This is a genomic window from Duganella sp. HH101 (assembly GCF_001758795.1).
Lineage (GTDB): Bacteria > Pseudomonadota > Gammaproteobacteria > Burkholderiales > Burkholderiaceae_D > Rugamonas > Rugamonas rivuli.
The window spans coordinates 1-21,021 of sequence record NZ_LRON01000035.1; the positions used below are offsets into that span (position 1 = coordinate 1).

Sequence of the window (21,021 nt, forward strand, 5' to 3'; positions counted from 1 at the left end):
GGGCCGGGGCGGCTGGCGCCGCAGCGACGGCCGGCTCGTTGGACGTGGCGGCCGCTTCGGCGACGGCGGCGGCACGCTGGCCGGCGGCGGTGGCGGCTGCGGCGCTGTCCAGCGCGGCGCGGCTCTGCTCCAGCGCCTGCGCGAAATCGCTCAGCAAGTGCTTGGGCAAGGCATGGTGTTCGGGCGCCTCCCGGTAGCCGGCATGCGCGGCGGCGTGGCGCTCCAGCGCCTGTTGCGCCTCTTCCGGCGGCAAGCCGGCCGACGGCAGCTGACGCAGCGCCGCCAGCGCATCGATGATGGCGCGCTGTAGATCGACCTGCGCTTGCAAGCGCGCCGCCAGCGCGGCGCGCGCGCTGGCGAACGGCTCGGCCAGCTCCGGCACGGCGGCCGTCACCTGCCATTGGCGGTCCAGGTCGGCGACCTGGTTGGGCGTGAGTTTTTCATCCTGCAGCAGGCGCTGGGCCAGCTCCAGGCAAGCCTGGGCTTTTTGCCGCTCGGCCTGCTGATAGCGGATCGCATCCAGCCGTCCCTGCATCAGCTTGGCGACGCGGCGGTCGGTATTGCGCATCGCCTGCAACACCTGTTCGAGACAGGCCTGCGAATGCACGTGCTCGGCGGCCGTCAGGCGCACGCCGGCGAACTCGCTTTGCAGGATCAGCTGGACGGCGGCGGCTTCGTTGCCCGCCAGCCCGGCGGCGCACTGCGCCTGCTCGTCGCGGCGGCTGGCCGATGCGGCAGCGGCGGCGCCCTGCCCGGGAGTCGCCACGGCGGCCTGGAGTTCGGCCGCCTGGTCGGTAGTTCGCTTAAAGATGAAATCGAACATGGTGCGCTATGAGATGGCTAAAACCACCATCATAGCAAAGCGAAGGGGATTTGCCCGAGGCGTATGCTAATTGGGCGGTTATTTCATCGCCGGCATTTGCCGGGTCGATCGGGCGACGGTGGTCGGGGCCGGATGCGCCCCGGTTTCGTCGATGCTTATTATCGGCAATACTTGCAAGCCGGGAATACTGATCTGGCCATCGTCCACCACCCGCAGCGCGTTGGCCGTGCTGCGGGCGGCCGCCTTGGGCGCTGCCTCCACCGTGGCGCCCGGCCCCAGGCCGGCGCGTTTCATTTCTTCCAGATGCTTGTCATGCATCATCAATTGATTCGCGATGGAAAACCACGTTTCGCCGGCGATGGCGTTGCGGGCGATGGCGAACAGCTCCTGCTCTTCCTTCTCCAGCCGCTTGAGCAGCGAGGAGCAAAAGGTTTCGATGCTGTCGCAGATCAAGTTGACCTGGTCGTCGCGCACATCGGCCAGCGAACCGAGCTTGTCCTGCAGCATGCGGATCGATAGCAGCGCGGACTGGTTCAAACGGTTGAGCTCGTCCAGCAACTGGTCTGCGCGTTCGGTCGCTTCGCGCAGCGCGGGGATCAGGTACATCTCGGTCTTGCGCCAGTGGCAGGCCTGGTACAGGCTGTTGAGATTCTCGCAGGCATATTCCAGCTGCGACAGGGTGATGCGGTTTTGATGCATCAGCGTGGAGCGCACATATTTTTGGAACGATAACAAACTGAGGCGGACAATGGCATGTTCCACCGACAGTGCTACCAGAGTATATGTGGCAGTTAACATTCTGACTCCCAAAGCTGAAGTTGCGCGCGCCCGGATGAGCGGCAAGAGCGGAAGTGAAAGTGTAAATAAAGCCGACAAACACGCCTTGAGCTAGAACAAACGTAGGCCCCTGCGTTATGCACTCCAATATATAACAAGCTGGCCCCGAATGCTATCGCAACGACAACTGAAGCCGCACCATTCCCGCTTCAGGATGCGGCAATACCACGCCGCCGAAATGCCGCACCAGTTTTTGCACGCCCAGATTCTCGGCCAGCGCGTCGCCGACGATCTCGCCCGTGCCCTGGCTGCGGAAATAATCGATCAATTTCTGGAACAAAATGTAGCCCAGTCCCTGCCCCTTCAAGTCGGAACGCACGATGATGGCAAATTCAGCGGACTGATTGTCCGCATCGGCCACGGCGCGCACCACGCCCAGCGTTTCCGGCTCGCCGCCGGCGCTGTTGCGGGTGGCGATGAAGGCCATCGCGCGGTCGTAGTCGATCTGCGTCAGCCGCGCCAGCTGGGCCGGCGGCAGCTCGCGCATGGCGGTGAAGAAGCGCAGCCGCACATCGTCCGGATCGAGCGCGGCGAAGAACACCTGGTGCTGCGGCGCGTCCTCCGGCCGGATCGGCCGCAGCAGCAGGCGGCCGCCGCGCCAATCGATTTCCTGTTCCAGCTCCAGCGGATACGGCCGGATCGCCAGCGCCCGGCCACGGCCGGCCGGCGCCAGCTGCACGCGCGCGGCCAGCGCCACCACGCCGCCGCCGATGGCCAGCAAGGGATTCAAGTCCAGTTCCGCCAGTTGCGGCAGATCGGCCACCATGTCCGCCACCTGCACCAGCGTGCGGCACAGCGCATCGGCGTCGGCCTCGGTCTGGCCCTGCGCCAGCAAGCGCGCCACGCGGGTGCGGCCCACCATGTCGCGCGCCAGCACCATGTTCAGCGGCGGCAGGCCGGCGACGCGGTCGGCCGCGACTTCCGCCGCGATGCCGCCCTGGCCGAAGAACACCACCGGCCCGAACACCGCATCGATGCCGATCTGGATGCGGGCGGCAGCCAGCGTGGCGCCGGTCAGCGCCGCCTGCTGCGGCGTCGCCAGCGCGATGCCGTAGGCCGCCAGCAGCGCCCGCGCATCCTTGTCGGACAACTCGCTGCGGCCGGCCGCCAGCGCCGCCGTCACCAGGGCCTGCGCCGCCGCGCGTTCCGGCGCGGCGGTGGCGGGCAGGCGCGCCGGCACCTCCATCAACAGCTCCTGGTTGCGGCGGTACTGGGCGATCTGCAGGAAGCCATGCACGGCTTTTTCCGGCGTGTCGTAGGTGGGCAGTCCGGCGTCGGCGAAGACCTGGCGCGCGGCCGCCGCCGAGCGCCCGCCCAGCCAGCAGGACAGCACGTTCTTCGAGGCCGAGCGCATCATCGGCGCCACCGCCGCCGCGATCAAACTGCTGGGCACCATGGCGGTCGGCGCGTGCAGGAACAGCAGCGCGTCGGCCTGGGTTTCGCGCAGCAGCGCTTCCACCGCGCTGGTGTAGCGTTCGACCGGCACGTCGGCCAGCAGGTCGACCGGATTGGCCGGCGGCGCGGCGGCGCGGCGCAGCAGGCGCAGCGTCTCGGCCGACAGCGGCGCCAGTTGCGCCCCGCCGCACGCCAGCGCATCGGCGGCGATCAGGCCCAGGCCCGCGCCGTTGGTCAGCACGGCCAGCCGCTCGCCGCGCTGCGGGCGCTGGCGGGCCAGCGTTTCGACGGCGTCGAACAGGTCTTCGGTGGAATGCACCCGCAGCATGCCGGCGCGGCGGATGGCGGCGTCGAACACCAGGTCGGCGCCGGGCGCGGGGTCGCGCCCCACCTTGAGCACGATCACCGGCTTGCCGCGCGCGGCCAGCCGTCCCGCCGACATGAACTTGCGGGCGCTGCTGACGTCCTCGATGCACAACAGGATAGCCTCGGTGCCGGCATCGCCCGCCAGGTAGTCGAGCAGGTCGCCAAAATCGACATCCGAGCCCTCGCCCATGGCGACGAAGCGCGAGAAGCCGATGCCGCGCAGGCTGGCCCAGTCCAGCACCGCCGTGCCCAGCGCGCCCGATTGCGACACGAAGGCCAGCTTGCCCGGATCGGCGGCGATGTGGGTGAAGCTGGCGTTCAGGCCCAGCGCCGGCGATTGCAGGCCGACGCTGCCCGGCCCCAGCACGCGCAGCAGGTGCGGCTTGGCCGCCTCCAGCATCGCCTGCTGCAGGCTGCGGCTGCCGGCGCGCAGGCTGTCCAGCCCCGCCGTCATGACGATGGCGGCGCGGGTTCCGCGCGCGCCCAGTTCGGCGATCACGCCCGGTATCGTCGACGGCGGCGAGCACAGTATCGCCAGGTCCGGCGCGGCCGGCAGCGCCGCCACGCGGGCGTAGCACGGCAGGTCGTGCAGGCGCTGGTGCTTGGGGTTGAGCGGCCAGATGGCGCCGCCGTCGCGGGCGAATCCGGCTTCCACCAGGTTGGCCAGCACCCGCGTGCCGATGCGCTGCGGGTTGTCCGATGCGCCGATCACGGCCACCGAGCGGGGTTGGAACATGCGGTCGAGATTCCTGATGCTCATGTGGCGATGCCCCTTGTTACCAGCGTGAAGCGTGATCCTCGGTCACGCCCATCATCTGCGTGACCATGCGTTTGGGTAGTTCCGGCGCGCTGCGCACCCAGCCGGTGAAGGTGCCGATCGGCTGCAGGTAGCGGCTGGCCGCCACCACCAGGTTCTTGTCGTCGCGGCGCGCGCCTTCCGGCGTGAAGTACAGCTCCAGCAGATCGTCTTCGGTGAAGATGTGCCAGGTCGACAGCGGATCGCTGCTGTCGTAGATGAAGTGCGCCGGCGCCAGCGCGTGCACCTGGCCGTCCAGCCACAGCGCGTTCTCATTGCCTCCGAAGTAGCCCGCCTGCAGATTGAAGCCCAGCTCCAGATTATGCGCCGACGCCCAGCGCCAGGCGGTGTTGCGCGCCAGCAGGCCGTTGGAATAATCGAAGCTGGCGACGCCGCCGGCCAGCGGATAGTCTTCGCGGAAGGTGCGCACCTCGCCGCGCAACGGCAGGCCGGACGACTTCTGCGTCGCGTGCACCGAGCCCTGTTCGACCGGCCCGGTGGCCAGCAGCAGCGGCGCCGCGCCGGGGCCGAATTCGGCGTCGATCTCCAGGTAGTCGCAGCGCAGCGCCAGGCCGTAGCTGCCGTCGGCGCGGCTGTCGATGGCGATGCTGCTCCTGCGGGTCTTGAAGCTGCTCGATCCGCCGGCGTGGTCGGCCAGCCGCGCCGACAGGCCGGGCAGGCCGTCCTGCGAAAAGTTGGCCAGCATGTCGCCGTCGCCGCGGTCGAAGGCGTAGGCGAAGGCGGTGCTGGTCCAGCCCAGGTCGACGATGGCGACCGCGCAGAACACCTGCTCCGTGCACAGCGCCACGTAATGCCAGCGCTTGTGGTGGAAGCGCCGCCAGAAACGGCTGCGCGCGAACGGCGCGGCCAGCTTGCTCCAGTCGATTTGGCCGACCTGGCCGGCGTAGCGGCCGAACAGCGGTTGTCCGTCGGGGCCCAGCAGGCTGGCGGGTGCGGCGGGCAGACTCATAACACTCCTACTCTCATGCGGCTTCCATTTCTTTCGTGTCTTTCGTGTTGAGGTCCAGCGCGGCGCGCAGCAGCGGCGCGAAGCCTTCCGGCGCGGCGTGGACGACCTGTATGTCAGGGCACTCGTGCCAGTTGGCCAGGCGCTGCAAGGCGCCGGCGATGTCGCGCACGAAGCGCTCGCTGAGGCGCGCGCCGGGCTCCAGCACCAGCGATTTCAATTCGAACACGCCGGCGCGCCGGTGCGCCTTGGCGTCGACCCGGCCCACCAGCGCGCCGCGCCGCAGGATGGGCAGCGTGAAGTAGCCGTAGCGGCGCTTGTCGGCCGGCGTGTAGCATTCGAGCCGGTAGTCGAAGCCGAACAATTCCAGCGCGCGGCGGCGGTCCCACACCACCGGGTCGAACGGCGACAGGATGGTGGTCAGCGTCGGCGCCAGCGTGCCGGCCGCCGCCGCGGCCAGCAGCGCCGCGTGGTCCGGGTGGACGTAGACCGGATCGTCCCAGTCGTCGACCCAGGCGCGCAGCAGGGCGCCCTGTTCTACCAGTTCCTCCGGATCGAGGCGCGGCGGCTTGGTGCGGAAGTAGTCGGAGATCCAGCCGGCGCGCGCGCAGCCCATGGCCTTGACCGCCTTGAGCACCAGCAGGCGGCGGGTGTCGTCCATGTGCGGCATGCGGCTGTCGTCCCAGCCTGGCAGCACGCGCTCGGCCAGGTCGTAGATGCGCTGGAAGTTGCGGCGCTCGGCGATCATCAGCGCGCCGGCGGTGAACAGCACTTCCAGCGAGCGCTTCTCCGGCTTCCAGCTCCACCAGCCGCCACTTTGGCCGTCGGTGCGCTCGAAATCGGACGAGCGGGTCGGGCCGTTGACGCGGATGTGGTCCAGCACCGCGTCGACCTCGGCGCGGCGTTCGGCCATCCAGGTCGCCGAATACTTCCAGCCCATCGCCGCCGGATCGAGCATGCGGTGGCGATACAGGCCGTAGTCCTCGATCGGTACGAAGCAGGCCTCGTGCGCCCAGTACTCGAACAGCTGGCCGGCGGCCAGCGCCTGCTCCAGCCACGGCTGCGGATAGTCGCCCAGGCGGCTCCACAACACCAGATAGGGGCTGCGCGCCACCACGTGGATGGTGTCGATCTGTAGCACGCCCATTTGCCGTATCGCGTCCACCACGTCGGCCTGGCGCGCCTTGCGGCGGCGCGGCTGCAGCAAACCCTGCGCCGCCAGATGCAGCGCCCGCGCCGCGGCCAGGCTGATGATCAATTCGGTCATGAGCGCTATTCTAATAAAGAAATCAACATTGCCTGTGATCGGAATGGGGTTTTTTTTGACCCGCCAGCCACAAACGTGACATTTCCGTGCAGAATATCCACAGATGGCGTGCCGCTACCATTTCGCGGGGAATGTAGACTTTCGATGAACCAATTTGCCACTCGCCCGATCGTGATGTTCCTGCGCCGCCTGTACCGGGCGGTCCTGCTGCCCGTGTTTGCGCTGGCGCTGCTGGCGGCCATGTGGGCGGCGGTGACTTATCAGATCGGCCAGGAAAAGCGGACCGCGCGCAACGAGGCGGTGCTGCACAGCCAATCGCTGGCGCGCACGCTGGCCGAGCACACCAACCACCTGCTGCGCCAGATCGACCACGCGACGCAGCTGTTCAAACTCAAGTTCGAAGAGACCGACGGCGCGCTGCGGCTGGCCGAATTCACGCGCCGCAACGGCCTGCTCGATTCGTTGCTGCCGTCCAAGCTGGACCTGCCGCTGGCCTTGCTGAACGCCGAAGGCCGCCTGATCGACAGCCGCAACGGCTACTTCGCGCCCGACCAGCACGACCAGGCCTTCTTCCGCCAGCACGCATCCAATCCGGCCGACACGCCGCAGGTCTCGACGCCGGTGGTCGAGCCGCGCACCAAGAAATGGCAGATCCTCATTACGCGGCGGCTCAACAACCACCGGGGCGAGTTCGCCGGCGTCATCATGGTGATGGTCGACCCGGCCTCCTTCGTCGAGGACTACGACCGTCTGACCGTCGATCCCGGCGGCGCGGTGCTGCTGGTGAGCCGCGAGAACGGCATGTCCACCGCCCGCGTCGACGAACAGCTGATCATCAGCGATGCGATCGACTTCACGGCGGCGCAAAGCGGCGCCCAGCAGCCCGACGAGCTGCTGCTGGCGCATCCCTTCGACGCCGTCGAGCGCATCTACGGCTACACCGAAATGCCGCGCTACCTGTTGCTGGCGGTGGTCGGCAATCCCGTGAGTTCGGCGATGGTGCGTTTCGAACAGCGGCGCAACGTCTACTACGGCGCGGCCGCCATCGCCTCGGTGCTGGTGCTGCTGTTTATCGGCCTGCTGATGCAGCAAGCCTATCGCCTGCGGCGCAGCGCGCGCATGATCACCGAGGCACAAGCCATGCTGCGGGCGGCGGCCGACGCCAGCATGGACGCGGTCTACCTGCTCAAGGCTTGCCGCATGCGCGGGCCGGGCAAGGAGATCGTCGACTTCACCATCGCCGACCTCAATGAACGCGGCGCCGCCCTGCTGGGCTCCACGGCGGAAGAGATCAAGGGCAAGCGCCTGATCGAGGTGCTGCCGGCGCTGCACACCAAGGGCTTCATCGAAAAGTACAAGACGGTGCTGATCTCCGGCCGTCCGCTGGACGAGGAGTTCGAGATCGACTTCCTGCCCGGCAGCGGCCATCTGTGGCTGCATCACCAGATCGTCGCCATCGACGAGGGCGTGGCTGTCACCACGCGCGACATCACGCCGCGCAAGGAGGCCGAGCTGGCGATGCGCAAGAACCAGGCGGAGCTGGCGGCCGTCAACGACGCCTCGCCGCTGGGATTGATGCGCGCCGATCCGGCCGGCCACTGCACCTATGTGAACCGCACCTTCGAATTCATCACCGGGCTGACGCGCGAGGAAGCGCTGGGCGACTTGTGGATGCGCGCCGTACACCCCAACGACCGCGAAGTATTGAAGACGGCCCTGAAGCACATGGCCAAGACCCGCGTGCCCTTCCAGGACACGGTGCGCTGCGTGCACCCCGACGGCATGATGATCTGGATCTCGTTCAAGATCGCCGCGATGGTGGTGGACGGCCAGATCTACGGCTACGTCGGCACGGTGGACGACATCACCCACGTGCGCAAGTCCGTGATGGCGCTGCGCGAAAGCGAATCGCGCCTGCGCACCATCGCCGATACGCTGCCGGCGATGGTGGCCTATATCGATTCGGAGGAGATCTACCGCTTCCACAACGTCGCCTATGAACGCGAATTCAACCGCACCGGCGTGGCGGTGCTGGGCAAGTCGATCGAGGCGACCATGGGCACGGAGCGCTACCAGTTCCTGGCGCCCTACATCAAGCGCGCGCTGGCCGGCGAGACGCTGACCTTCGAGGAGGATGATCCCGGCGCCGCCATCGACCGCACCTTCGAAGTGGTCTACATCCCGCAGATGGACGAAGACGGCATCACCGTGATCGGCTTCCACGTCATGCGGCAGGACATCACGGCGCAGAAGCGCGAGAAGCAGCGCCTGCTGAAACTGTCGCAGGTCGATGCGCTGACAGGGTTGACCAACCGCGCCGGCTTCCTGCAGAAGCTCCAGGACGCGATGGCCGCCAGCCGCGAGAACCACAGCCTGATGGCGGTGATGTACATGGACATCGACCGCTTCAAGCCGGTCAACGACACCTTCGGCCACAGCGTCGGCGACGCGCTGCTGAAGGCTTTTTCGGGACGGCTGACGCACGCCATGCGCGCCAGCGACACCATCGCCCGGCTGGGTGGCGACGAGTTCACCATCATCATGGAGCGCGTCGCCCGCTTCGACGACGCCGCGGCGCTGGCGGCCAAGATCGTGGCGGCGATGCAGCCGCCGTTCGACCTGGATGGCACGGTGGTGTCGATTTCGGCCAGCATCGGCATGGCCTACTACCGCGACGAGGATGTCTCCCCGGCCGAGCTGCTGAACCGCGCCGACGTGCTGCTGTACGAGGCCAAACAGGGCGGCCGCAACACCTACCGCGCCGGCCCGGCGCTGCCGCCGGCGGCCAGCAACGCGGCTTGACGGACCGCCACGGCGCGGCGGCGCCACTTTTATCAACTCGTCCAACGCCATCTTGCGCTATATTGTGCGCTTCCCGGCTGTTTTGACTACTCACCTTCATGCGTCTGCTGCACACTTCCGACTGGCACCTGGGCCAATCCCTGCATAATTTCGAGCGTGGCTACGAGCACCAGCGCTTCCTGGACTGGCTGCTGGACACCCTCGTCCAGGAGCAGACGGACGCGCTGCTGATCGCCGGCGACATCTTCGACAACGCCAATCCGTCGGCGGCGTCGCAGAAGCAGTTGTACCGCTTCCTGCAACAGGCAAGGGAACGCCTGCCGCATCTGAACCTGGTGGTCATCGCCGGCAACCACGATTCGCCGGGCCGGCTGGAAGCACCGGGGCCGCTGCTGGAAGCGCACGGGACCCGGGTCATCGGCAGCGTACAGCGCAAGGCCGACGGCGAGATCGACCTCGAACAGCTGGTGCTGCCGTTGACAGGCCGCAGCGGCGCGGTGGAGGCATGGTGCCTGGCCGTGCCCTTCCTGCGTCCCGGCGACGTGCCGCGCATCGCCGAAACCAAAGATGGCGCCGATCCCTATTTGGCGGGCATCGCCCTGCTCTACCGGCAGGTGCTGGAGCTGGCGCTGGGCAAGCGCGCGGACGGCCAGGCCATCCTGGCGATGGGCCACTGCCACATGGTCGACGGCCAGATGTCCAACGATTCGGAACGCCGCATCGTCATCGGCGGCACCGAGATGCTGCCGGCGGGGATCTTCGACCCGGCCATCGTCTACGCAGCGCTGGGCCATCTGCACCTGGCGCAACGCGTCGGCAAGCAGGAGCACATCCGCTATTGCGGCAGCCCGATCCCGCTGTCGTTTGCGGAGGTGGGCTATCAGCACCAGGTGCTGCGCATCGATATCGACGGCGCCGCCGTGCGCGAGATCGTGACGCTGCCCGTGCCGCGCGCGGTCGAGCTGCTGCGGATTCCCGCCAAACCCGCGCCGTTGGCGCAAGTGCTGGAAGAACTGGCGGTACTGGACGTGGCGCCGATGGAACCTGAGCAGCAGCCCTTCCTGGAAGTGCGGGTGCTGCTGGATGCGCCGGAACCGGGCCTGCGCACGCGCGTCGAGGCGGCGCTGGACGGCAAGCCGGTGCGGCTGGCCAAGATCGAAACCTCCAGCGCGGCGCGCAGTGCTTCCATCGACGACGACGTGATGACGCTGGACCAGCTGGAGCAGCTCAAGCCGGACGACATCTTCCGCCAGCTGTACCGGCAGCGCTTCGACAACGACGCCCCGCCCGAGCAGTTAAGCGCATTCGCTGAACTCATGCTGACGCCGGGGCAGCCATGAGAATCCTGAAAATCGGCGGCAAGAACCTGGCCTCGCTGGCCGGCGAATTCGGCGTGGACTTCGAGCAGGAGCCGCTGGCGTCCACCGGCCTGTTCGCGATCAGCGGGCCGACCGGCGCGGGCAAGAGCACGCTGCTCGATGCGCTCTGCCTGGCGCTGTACGACGCCACGCCGCGCCTGTTGAAGGTTGCGGGGCGCAGCTATCTGGCCGATGTCGGCGCGGAGACCGTGTCCACCCAGGACACGCGCACGCTGCTCCGCCGGGGCACGGCGGAAGGCCATGCGGAGGTCGATTTCGTCGGCAACGACGGCGCATCCTATCGCGCCCGCTGGAGCGTGCGCCGTTCGCGCACCAAGGTCGAAGGCGCCCTCCAGCCGACCGCCATGACGCTGCACCTGCTGCCGGCGTTGCAGCCGATAGGCGGCACCAAGACTGAAGTGAAAGTGGAGATCGAGAAGCGCATCGGCCTGTCGTTCGAGCAGTTCACGCGGGCCGTGCTGCTGGCGCAGAACGAGTTCTCGGCCTTCCTCAGGTCCGAGGACAACGAGCGCGGCGAGCTGCTGGAGACGCTGACCGGCAGTACCATCTACACCGAGATTTCGATGCGGGCCTTCGAGCGCGCCAAGCTGGAACAGGCGGCCTTGCAGAACCTGAACGCCCGCCTGGCCGACCAGAAGCCGCTGAGCCTTGAACAGCGCGGCGAGCTGGAAACGCAAAGCGCCGCCGCGGCGGCCGCGTTGCAGGCGCTGGAGCAGCACAAGGCGGAGCTGGAGCAGGAACTGCGCTGGCACAAGCAGGCCGAGAAGCTGGCCGAGGACGAACAATTGGCGCAGCAAGCCAGCCAGGCCGCCATCGCCGATGTGGAGGCGGCCGCGCCGCGCCGCACCGTGCTGGCGCGCCTCGCCGCCGTGCAGCCGGCGCGGCCGCTGGCCGATGACATCCGCCGCATTGCCGCCGACATCACCGCCACGCAGGCAGCCATCACCGCCGGCACGCAGGACGCGGCCCTGGCGACGCAGGCATTGGAACGCGCCATGACGGCGCAAACGCAGGCGGCGACACAGGTGCAGGAAGCAGAATCCGCCCAGCGCACCGCCGCACCGCGACTGGATCAGGCCAAGGCGCTGGACGCCCGCATCGAAGCCATGCTGCCCGCTTATCGCCAGGCGTCCGCCGCGTGCGAGCTGGCCGACCAGGCCGACGCGGTCGCCCGCGCCGCGCTGCAAGAGCGCCAGGACGAGCGCAAGCGCCTCGGCGCGCAGCATGAAGCCGGCGCCGCCTGGCTGGCGCAGCACAAGCAATGGCAAACGATGGCGCAGTCGTGGGAGCGCTGGGATGTGCTGTTCGTGCAGGCCGGCCAGGCCGCCGCGCAGGCCGAGAAACTCAACACCGCGCTGGCCCGCGTCCAGCGCAACGCCAACGCACACCGCGACGACGAGGCGGAAGCCAGCGCCAAGCTGGCGGCGTCCGGCGCCGCGCTGCAAACGCTGGAAGCGCAGCGCCAGGAAGCGGTGCGCGTGCTCGCGGCCCTTCCGGCCGAGCAGTTGCAGGCATCGCGCCGCGATCTGGAGCAGCGCCGCGATCAACTGGCATCGGCAGAAAAACTCTGGATCGAGCTCGATGCGCGCCAGAGCCGCCATGCGCATATCGAAACCCAATCCGCGCAGTTGCGCCAGGCCGTGGCAGCGGCCGAGGTGCAGTTGCAGGCTGCCCAGCAGGAAGGCGTCGGCATACTGGCGGCCTTCTCGCAGGCCGAGCGTTCGCTGAAGCTGGCGGAAGCCGCCTGCGCCAAGAATGTGGAATCGCTGCGCGCCACGCTGGAAGACGGTACGCCCTGCCCGGTCTGCGGATCGCCGGAACACCCGTACAAGCAGGATGACGGCGGCTTGCACGCGCTGCTGGCCGAGTTGCAGGCGGATGTCGCCGGCTGCCGCCAGCGGATGGAGGCCAACGTCAATCGCCAGGCGGCGCAGCGCGCCACCGAGCAGGCCAGCCTGGAACAACTGAACGCGCTGGCCGCCGAGGGCCGCATGGTGGCGCAAGCGCTGGAGCGCGTCGCCGCAGCATGGCAATCGGCATCGCTGCCGCCCGCACTGCCGCCGGAACCCGAACGCACCGGCTGGTTCGTCGACCAATTGGAACAGGTGCGCGACGCGTTGCACGCCATCGAGCGGCGGGAAGGCGCGCTGCACGCCGCCCGCATCGCCCGCGACCAGGCGCAATCGGCGTGCGATCTGGCGGCCGCCGAGCATACGCGTTTGCAAAGCGTGGCGTCGCATGCCCAGACTGCGCTGGCGCAAGCCAATGCCGAACACAAGGCGCTCGACGACCAGCGCATCGAAGTCGCGCTGACGCTGGGCGCCCTGCTCGCCGACCTGGACCCGGCCTTCAGCGGCGGCGACATGCCGAGCGAGGAATGGAAGGACGACTGGAAGGCCGGCCCCGCCCGATTCCACGAAGCCCGCCAGGCCGAGAGCCGGCAATGGCTGGCGCAGCGCGCAGCGCAGGACGAACGCGCCGCAGTGATCGCCACCATTGAGGTGGAAGTCAAGGCGCTGGGAGAAGCGCAGGCCAAGGCCGGCATGAATGCCGTCAGCGCCCGCGTGGCCTACAGCAGCGCGGACACGGCGCTCAAGGACATGCAGCAGCAACGCATGGCGCTGTGGGACGGCAAGGAAGTGCGCGATGTCGAAGCGGCGCTCATCGCCGCCATCGACGCGGCCAGGGAACGGCTGGCAGGCTTGCAGGCCGCCGCGCAGCAGGCGGCCCAGGCCCGCGTTCGCGCAGACGAGGCGCTGGCCCAGGCCACGCAACGGCTGGCGGCGCTGCGCGGTGCGTCGGCCGCAGCGGCGGCGGCGCTGTCCGATTGGGTCGCCGCATTCCAGCAGCGCCAGCCCGATGCAGGCCTGCGCGACATCGACCACCTGCACGCGCTGCTGGCGCATTCGGCCGACGACGTCGACGCCGAACGCGCCGCGCTGCTGGCCATCGACCGCGCCGCCGACAACGCCGCCGCCGTGCTCAAGGAGCGCCAGCGACAGCGCGAACAACACCAGCTGTCCGCGCCCCCCGCCCGCAGCGAGGCGCCCGACGCGTCGCAGGACGCCGCCGAAGCGGATGCCGCCGAGCCGCACGGCGCCGCCCAGTCGCCGATCGCCCTGCTGGCCGCCGCCCTGAACACGCTGATGGCCGAACGCAAAACCGCCCACGACACAGCCACCTCCCTGCAGCTCTCGCTGGCACAGGACGACGCCAAACGCCGCCAATCGCAAGCCATGCTGGCCGAGATCGAGCGTCAGGAGGCAATCGAACAACGCTGGGCGCGCATGAGCGACCTGATAGGCTCGGCCGACGGCAAGAAGTTCCGCAACTACGCCCAGCAGTTCACGCTGGACGTCCTGCTGGGCTACGCCAACGCCCACCTCAACCACCTCTCGCGCCGCTACCAGCTGGAACGCATCGACAACCCGGCCGCGCCGTCGCTGGCGCTGCTGGTGCGCGACCAGGACATGGGCGGCGAGATGCGCTCGGTGCACTCGCTGTCCGGCGGCGAATCGTTCCTGGTGTCGCTGGCGCTGGCGCTGGGACTGGCCTCGCTGTCGTCCAACCGCGTGCGCGTCGAATCGCTGTTCATCGACGAAGGCTTCGGCAGCCTGGACGCCGAGACCCTGCGCGTGGCGATGGACGCGCTGGACGGCCTGCAGGCCATGGGCCGCAAAGTCGGCGTCATCTCGCACGTGCAGGAGATGACGGAACGGATCGCCGTAAAAATATTGGTCCAACCTTCGGCGGGCGGCAAAAGTACCGTCACTGTGCAGTAGAATAGTGCTTTATTGCTAATTCGGGTTGGTCCATGAAACTGCTGCTTCGTCTGTGCTTCTGCCTGTCCCTCACCATGCCGATGGCGCACGCGGCGACCTGCGCCGCGCCGTTCAAGCAGGCGGACGGCTGGGAACTGGCCGCGCCCGAAGCATCGGGCTTCAACGCCAACGCGCTGTGCGTCACACTGACCGCGCTGGCGCAGGGCAAGGACAACATCCACGGCATCGTCGTCGAACGCCACGGCAAACTGGTGGCGGAGATGTACCGCAGCGGCAAGGACCACTCGATCCGGCGCGGCCTTGGCGTATGGCCGCCAATCGCGCCGACGGTGGACTTCGGCCCCAACACGCTGCACGACGTGCGTTCGATCGGCAAGAGCGTCATCAGCCTGCTGGTCGGCATCGAGAAGCAGCACGGCAAAATCGCCGCGCTCAACACGCCGGTGCTGGACTACTATCCGGAATATCACGACCTGCGCTCGCCGCAGCTGAACGCCATCCACCTCGAACACCTGCTGACCATGAGCGGCGGCTGGAAATGGGATGAAGGGACGCAGCCCAACAACGAACTGCGCCTGTTCTGGAAGAGCGACCAGCTGCGCTACGTGCTGGAGCGCCCGGTCGTCGCGCCGCCCGGCACCGTCTGGAACTACAACGGCGGCGGCACCACCATCCTGGCCGATATCGTCACCCGCGTCAGCGGCCAGCCGTGGATCGAGGTCGCGCGCAAGGAGCTGTTCGAACCGCTGGGCATCGTGAGTTGGGAATGGGTGACGGACCTGCGCGGCCGGCCGGCGCCGTTCGCCGGACTGCGCCTGCGTCCGCGCGACATGGCCAAGATCGGGCGGCTGATGCTCAACCGCGGCCGCTGGAACGGCCAGCAGATCGTGGCCGAGGAATGGGTGGACGAATCGCTCAAGCCGCGCCTGAGCGTGGGCTTCCGCAGTCCGGGCAACCAGCCGGACGAACTGCGCTACGGCTACCAGTGGTGGGACGGCACGGCGGCCTGGCACGGCCGGCGCATGCCGTGGAGCGCCGCCTTCGGCAACGGTGGCCAGCGCATCTTCATCGTGCCGGAGCTGGACCTGACGGTGGTGATCACCGCCGGCGACTACGGTTCAGAGGCGATGGGCGCGAAGGTCAACCAGCTGCTGCACACCTTGATCGCCACGGTCAGCGAGTAGTACGGTCCTTGCGCTCCAGCTTCAGCATCTCCCACCCCAGTTCGCGACGGATTTGCTGGGCATCCGGCGGCGGGCGCCGTTCCGCGATCTGCGTCTGCAACCACTGCCGCACTGATTCCTTGCTCGGTTGCTTCTTTTGGTCCATGGCCTTGCCTCTTTGGTGGAAGAACGATCCCTGAGACCTTCAACGCGGGCCAGACCCGCCAGTTGACCGGCAGGCGTCCGCGAATTTGCAACCATTTGCTACAGATTTGCTATCATTGAGACGAGCAGGAGGCAGCGCACACCACCATGAGCATAGGCGCCATAGCACCGAGTTCCACAAGCCAGCCACCGGCGCGTGCAGCGCCTCCGGTGCAGCTTGCGTCGTCGGCGACGCCCGCCGGTCCGGCCTCCGCGTCGACCGCCTCATCCCCCAACACCAATTTCTCCGGCAGCGATTCGGCCACCAACCTGACGCCGGAAGCGCTGGCCCTGGTCGCCCAGCTCAAGGCACGCGATACCGAGGTACGCCAGCACGAGCAGGCGCACCTGGCCACCGCCGGCGGCATGGCCACGTCCGGCGCTTCCTACACCTACCAGCGCGGCCCGAATGGCGTCGATTACGCCATCGGCGGCGAGGTGCATATCGATACCTCGCCCGGCCGCACGCCACAGGAAACCATCGAACGCGCCCACACGATCCAGGCGGCGGCGCTGGCCCCGGCCGATCCCTCCGGCGCGGACCGCGCCGTGGCGGCCCAGGCGCAGCAGCTGGAACTGCAGGCCCGCGCCGAACTGGCCACGCAACAGGTGGAACAGGCCACGGCGCGCTCGCAGGGTCCGGCGCCGGTGGCAAGCGACGCCGCCAAGGTCCGCCGCACCTATGAAGTGGCGCCGCTGGTGCCGCCCAAGCTGGATATCTACGCCTGAATGTTAGAATCCCGCCTTTGCAAGCCACTCAAAGAGCAACCATGTTAAAAGCACCACGCACCCTGACCTTCAAATGCGCCAAATGCGCCAAAGCCGTGCAGGTACGCCTGCAAAAAGTATCGGCCTGCTCGCACATCCAGCCTTACCTGGGTATTTGCGCCTGCGGCGAGGTCAAACACCACGCCATCGGCCAGAAAGACGCCGTCGCTTCCTACTTGGCAGCCCCGGAAGGCTGGACCCACCATCATTAATCTTTGCGGCACCCTCAAGAAATCGGCCGGGGGACCGTTATAGAAGTATTATCAAACCGAATCCGCTGGAACCTGCCATGTCTATCCTACCTGCTCTCGGCGCCCGCACCTTGCCGGCGTCCCTCTACGGCGCCAACCCGCATAGCGATGGCAAGACTGTTGGCACTTCCGCCGCCAGACAGGTAAAACCGGTCGATTCCTCGCCGATTTCGCTGTCCAACGACGGCCTGGAAAAGCACGTGGCGTCGGTCGGCAACGCGACCATCGACTTCGCGCAGGATTTCCTGGGCAGCTTCGCCAAATCGCTGTTCGGCGACGCCGCCAAGGGCGCGGTCATCGATTTCGACTCGGCCAGCCTGGATACCTCGTCCACCCTCGCCGTCGGCGTGCAGCACAGCTCCGGGCCTAACGGCAGCAGCGACGCCGCCGCCTTCCAGCTGACCGACAGCTCGCACTTTATCGGCAAGGGCACGATCACCACGGCCGATGGCCGCAAGTTCGATTTCGAAGTGGAAGTCCAGTACAACGCCGAATTGAGCGGCGCCGCCAGCCAGACCACGTCCACCAACAGCGACAAGGCCGGCGAAGCCGCCGCCAAGCGTCCGGTGGCGAGCAACGGCGCCAGCGCCGAGAACCTGCCGACCGTGCAGGTGCCGAACATCGACTTCCCGGGCACATTGGCCGACCTGTTCAAACTGATCGGCCGCGACCTGCAATCGGCGCTGTCGACCGGCGACAACTCGGCCAGCCAGACCAGCGACGGCATCGACCGCAATACCCTGCGCAGCCTGTCGCTGCGCCTGCTGAACCTGGTCGACAGCAAGGACACCAACACCTACACCGCGCCGACCGCCGCCGACAAGGCCAAGTCGATCGCCGACGCTTACGGTTCGCAAGCCGCCGCACCGGAGGCCGATACCAGCACCGGCGCCAGCGCTACGCCTGCTCCGGCCGACGACCCGATCTCGCTCGCGCCGGGCGCCAAAGACGCGACAAGCTAAGCGCCAAGTATAATAAGCACCGCAACACCAAAAACGCCGGCAGGGATGGACACCATCCCCGGCGTTTTTTGTGTTGGTCCATTCAGCTTATTACACCTACCGATTGCCCCGACATGTCCGCACAAATCCCCACCTCCCCTACGCCGCAACAGATCCACTGGGAGGAGAACGGCGTGCAGTGCGCCGCGCGCTGGCGCTCCGAAGCGGGCATGCCGCCGCCTAAGCGCGTCGTCATCGCCGACGACACCACCAATGCGGACGTAGCCTACCGCCTGGCCTGCGAAGGCACGGCGCTGCTGTGGCGCGGCGATTTCCAGAACGCCCGCCAGCTGCTGCAAGCGCTGGCGCGCCGCGCGGACCACAAGGGCAAGCCGTCGAAGAAGGCCAAGCCGGCCAAAGTGCCGGCAACGGCGACCGAAGCCTTCCACCTGCACCGCCAGGCGCAATCGCAGCGCGCACGCACGCTGGCGATGCTGCTGATTCCATTCAACGCCGGCTACGCCATCCCGCTGCGCCGCGCGCCGGACGTGCAGCTGGCCTGCAACGAGGCCTACGGCCGCTTCGAAGAACCGTTCATCGCCTCGCTGCGCGAGCTGCTTGGCCTGATCGGCGCGCATGAATGGCGCCGTACCGGGGTCGAGATCCCGGCGCTGGATGCACGCATCCACCCGCACTACGGCGTGTTCTCGCCGGTGCGCGGCGAGTATGTGGAACTGGTGGCGAATGCGCCGCTGCCGGCCGGCGTCAAGCTGGCTTATGACATCGGCGCCGGTACCGGCGTGCTGTCGGCGGTGCTGGCCAAGCGCGGCGTGGCGCGCATCATCGCCACCGACCAGGATCAGCGTGCACTGAGCTGCGCCCGCGAGAACCTGGCGCGCCTGGACCTGGACGGCCAGGTCGAGCTGCTGGAAGCGGACCTGTTCCCGGAAGGCCGGGCGCCGCTGGTGGTGTGCAATCCGCCGTGGGTGCCTGCGCGTCCGAGTTCGCCGATTGAATACGCGGTCTACGATCCGGACAGCCGCATGCTGCGCGGCTTCCTGGCCGGCCTGTCGGCCCACCTGACGCCGGGTGGCGAAGGCTGGCTGATCCTGTCGGACCTGGCCGAGCACCTGGGCCTGCGTCCACGGGAAGAGCTGATGGAATGGATCGCCGCCGGAGGCCTGAAAGTCATCGACCGCCAGGACGTGCGCCCCACCCACCCGCGCGCCGCCGACGCCACCGACCCGCTGCACGCGGCCCGCGCCGCCGAAGTCACCTCGCTGTGGCGCCTGGCCGCCGCGTAAAGACAGCCCGTCACATCGTCCAGGTACGCAGCCCGATCCAACCGATCGACAACGCGTAGCCGGCGATGGCCAGGATGCCGGCCGATGTGAGGCCGGCATGCCAGCGCACCAGCCGGCTGGCGCGCTTGTTCGTCAGCGCATACCATACGCCGGCCGCCGCCAGCAGCGGGAACGCCACGCTGCACAGCAGTATCGGCAGCGACAGCACGCTCGGCGCGGCCAGCATCCCCAATGTGCCGACACCTCCGGCAATGCCGATCAGAGGCAAGGCGAACGTGGCGCACAAGCTGGCAAACGCCAGCAGCGGCAGCAGCCGCACCTTCCAGCCGCCCTTGGCCTGCAGGGACTTCCGATAAGCAGCTACGCCCCAGACAGGCAAAGCCAGCAGCCCAAACAAGCCGCCAAGCAAGGCCAGCGCAGCCACAAAGGCGTAAGCGGCTACGCACCAACCGGCTTCACGCTTGCGGTCGCCCAAACCGCCCGACAGCAGGTAGGTTTGTCCGTCCTGCTCGACGAAGGCCAGGCTGGCCGCTTCCCGATCGGTGCGGCGGAAACTGTGCTTGCCGGTCGGCAGGTAAGGCTTGCCGCCGACACGCAAAGCGCCATCGACCAGCGTGACCCTCGACATGCCGAGTACCTCCGCATATGGCCGCATCAAGTTCTTGGCCGGTGTCACGTTGCGGTAGAAACCGGTCAGGGCAGCCAGTTCCCTGGGGTCGACGGGGAACAAGGGAGCTGGCGCAAACGCATGCTTGCGGCTCAGGTAAGCCTGGATCAGGCCGGTGACAGGCGTGCGGAAGTCGACGCCCTCGCCGCCGTTGGCAAGCACCACATAGCCGCTGCCTTGCGCGGCGGAATAGCCGTAGACGGAGGTGAATGAGTCGATCTCGCCATTGTGGCCGCGAAAACTCGGCCCCGTCTCATTCGCAGGGAAGTTACCCAGGCCGTAGCCTCCGCTCAAGCCTGCCCGCGCGGCCAGCGAAGCCTCGCCGTGCTCGATACGCTCGACCGCCTGCGGCGACAGGATCCTATGCCCATCGACCGTGCCCCTGCCGACAAAGAACAACACCAGTTGCGATAATTCCCGCACGCTGGTGGCCAGCGATCCGGACGCCGGCATGATGATGTGCTGGTAAGGCGTCAGCGTGCCATCGGGTGCGTAGCTCTTGGCCACCTTGGCCGCCAGTGCCGGCGTCAGCGTGAAATCGGCGCTGGCCATGCCCATCGGCCGCAGCACATGCTCACGCTCGAAGGTTGCGAAATCCTGTCCTGTGACTTTTTCCAGCACATAACCCGCCACGGCCGGGCCGGCATTCGCATAGACGGCAAACTGGCCCGGCTTCCAGCGGCTGACGAACTCCGGGCTGGCGAACTCGACGCCACGCCGCACCGTCCAGCCGGGGCCGTTCTGCAGCTCGACGCGGGTGCTGATGTCCGGCCAGCCCGTCGTATGTTCCAGCAGGTGGACCAGGCGGACGGGATCGCTTTGCTCCCATGGATTGTTGAAGCGAATCTCGGGCGCCAGGTCGGCCAGCCGCGCGTCCAGTTTCAGCTTGCCGTTTTCGACCAGCTGCATGATGGCGATGCTGGTGAAACTCTTGGAGATCGAGGCCGCACGAAAAATCGTATCCGGCGTGACCCGTTCGCCGCTGGCCTTGTCCGCCACGCCATATCCCTTGAGCATGACAATCTTGCCGTCTTCCACCAGCGCCAGCGCTGCGCCCGGAATGCCGCGCTGCGCGAACATTTTTGCCAGACGCCCGTCCAGCTCTTCCAGGGAGGCTGGTGCGGGCGGCGTGGGCTCGGCTGCGCAGGCCGTCGCCAGCAACAGCAAGGATGACAGCGCAAGCGCGCAGAAGGGGTTACTCGAAGGTGGCATTGATGGTCTCCAGGGTGAGTTGTAGTGTTATAGTGATGTATTACAGTGACCCAATGGTAGAGCATCTTTGTTGAAACGCAAAGCAATTTTAAAAGTC

General features: G+C 67.6%; 14 protein-coding genes and 1 pseudogene. 8 read left to right on the forward strand and 7 right to left on the reverse strand.

The genetic code is table 11. The features are described 5' to 3' along the window. From DUGA2_RS30545 to DUGA2_RS30565, 5 genes and pseudogenes are all read right to left on the reverse strand, one after another. Positions 1-823 (reverse strand): annotated as a pseudogene (locus DUGA2_RS30545) (DUF349 domain-containing protein); the annotation flags it as partial. A gap of 78 nt (positions 824-901) precedes the next feature. After that, positions 902-1,537 (reverse strand): hypothetical protein, encoded by a 636-nt coding sequence (locus tag DUGA2_RS30550; protein WP_229214813.1) that lies wholly within the window; start codon positions 1,535-1,537, stop codon positions 902-904. A 235-nt stretch (positions 1,538-1,772) separates the two neighbouring features. Beyond that, positions 1,773-4,181, reverse strand: a complete 2,409-nt coding sequence (locus DUGA2_RS30555; RefSeq protein ID WP_070273085.1) for a bifunctional acetate--CoA ligase family protein/GNAT family N-acetyltransferase — start codon at positions 4,179-4,181, stop codon at positions 1,773-1,775. Between the two features lie 16 nt (positions 4,182-4,197). Next, positions 4,198-5,187 (reverse strand): DUF2804 domain-containing protein, encoded by a 990-nt coding sequence (locus DUGA2_RS30560; RefSeq protein ID WP_070273086.1) that lies wholly within the window; start codon positions 5,185-5,187, stop codon positions 4,198-4,200. A 13-nt stretch (positions 5,188-5,200) separates the two neighbouring features. Next, positions 5,201-6,451: a winged helix-turn-helix domain-containing protein gene (locus DUGA2_RS30565; RefSeq protein ID WP_070273087.1), complete on the reverse strand. Its 1,251-nt coding sequence runs from the start codon at positions 6,449-6,451 to the stop codon at positions 5,201-5,203. Between the two features lie 144 nt (positions 6,452-6,595). On the opposite strand from DUGA2_RS30565, the gene DUGA2_RS30570 reads away from it, so the two are divergent. The 4 genes from DUGA2_RS30570 (at position 6,596) to DUGA2_RS30585 (ending at position 15,598) form a co-directional block, all read left to right on the forward strand. Then, on the forward strand, positions 6,596-9,253 hold the full coding sequence (locus DUGA2_RS30570; protein WP_070273088.1) for a diguanylate cyclase domain-containing protein: 2,658 nt from the start codon (positions 6,596-6,598) through the stop codon (positions 9,251-9,253). Positions 9,254-9,351: 98 nt separating this feature from the next. Beyond that, positions 9,352-10,593, forward strand: coding sequence for an exonuclease SbcCD subunit D C-terminal domain-containing protein (locus DUGA2_RS30575; protein WP_070273089.1), 1,242 nt, complete (start codon positions 9,352-9,354; stop codon positions 10,591-10,593). Continuing rightward, positions 10,590-14,414, forward strand: coding sequence for an AAA family ATPase (locus tag DUGA2_RS30580; protein WP_070273090.1), 3,825 nt, complete (start codon positions 10,590-10,592; stop codon positions 14,412-14,414). The genes DUGA2_RS30575 and DUGA2_RS30580 overlap by 4 nt, the downstream gene beginning before the upstream one ends. Positions 14,415-14,446: 32 nt before the next feature. After that, entirely contained in the window at positions 14,447-15,598 is a 1,152-nt protein-coding gene (locus tag DUGA2_RS30585) for a serine hydrolase (protein WP_070273091.1), read from the forward strand. Here the strand turns inward: DUGA2_RS30585 and DUGA2_RS34135 are convergent. Next, positions 15,588-15,743, reverse strand: a complete 156-nt coding sequence (locus DUGA2_RS34135; protein ID WP_168167838.1) for a hypothetical protein — start codon at positions 15,741-15,743, stop codon at positions 15,588-15,590. The two genes, DUGA2_RS30585 and DUGA2_RS34135, sit on opposite strands and share 11 nt — an antisense overlap. A 146-nt stretch (positions 15,744-15,889) precedes the next feature. Here DUGA2_RS34135 and DUGA2_RS30590 point away from each other — a divergent pair, with 146 nt between their 5' ends. From DUGA2_RS30590 to DUGA2_RS30605, 4 genes are all read left to right on the forward strand, one after another. Continuing rightward, positions 15,890-16,510, forward strand: a complete 621-nt coding sequence (locus tag DUGA2_RS30590) for a putative metalloprotease CJM1_0395 family protein (RefSeq protein WP_070273092.1) — start codon at positions 15,890-15,892, stop codon at positions 16,508-16,510. Positions 16,511-16,551: 41 nt separating this feature from the next. Further along, complete coding sequence (locus DUGA2_RS30595) at positions 16,552-16,761, forward strand: hypothetical protein (protein WP_008449977.1); 210 nt, start codon at positions 16,552-16,554, stop codon at positions 16,759-16,761. A gap of 77 nt (positions 16,762-16,838) precedes the next feature. Continuing rightward, positions 16,839-17,762, forward strand: coding sequence for a hypothetical protein (locus DUGA2_RS30600; protein WP_070273093.1), 924 nt, complete (start codon positions 16,839-16,841; stop codon positions 17,760-17,762). A 113-nt stretch (positions 17,763-17,875) separates the two neighbouring features. Then, on the forward strand, positions 17,876-19,045 hold the full coding sequence (locus DUGA2_RS30605) for a class I SAM-dependent methyltransferase (protein WP_070273094.1): 1,170 nt from the start codon (positions 17,876-17,878) through the stop codon (positions 19,043-19,045). Positions 19,046-19,055: 10 nt separating this feature from the next. On the opposite strand, the gene DUGA2_RS30610 is transcribed toward DUGA2_RS30605, so the two are convergent. Continuing rightward, positions 19,056-20,924: a serine hydrolase gene (locus DUGA2_RS30610; RefSeq protein WP_070273095.1), complete on the reverse strand. Its 1,869-nt coding sequence runs from the start codon at positions 20,922-20,924 to the stop codon at positions 19,056-19,058. Between the last annotated feature and the right edge of the window lie 97 nt (positions 20,925-21,021).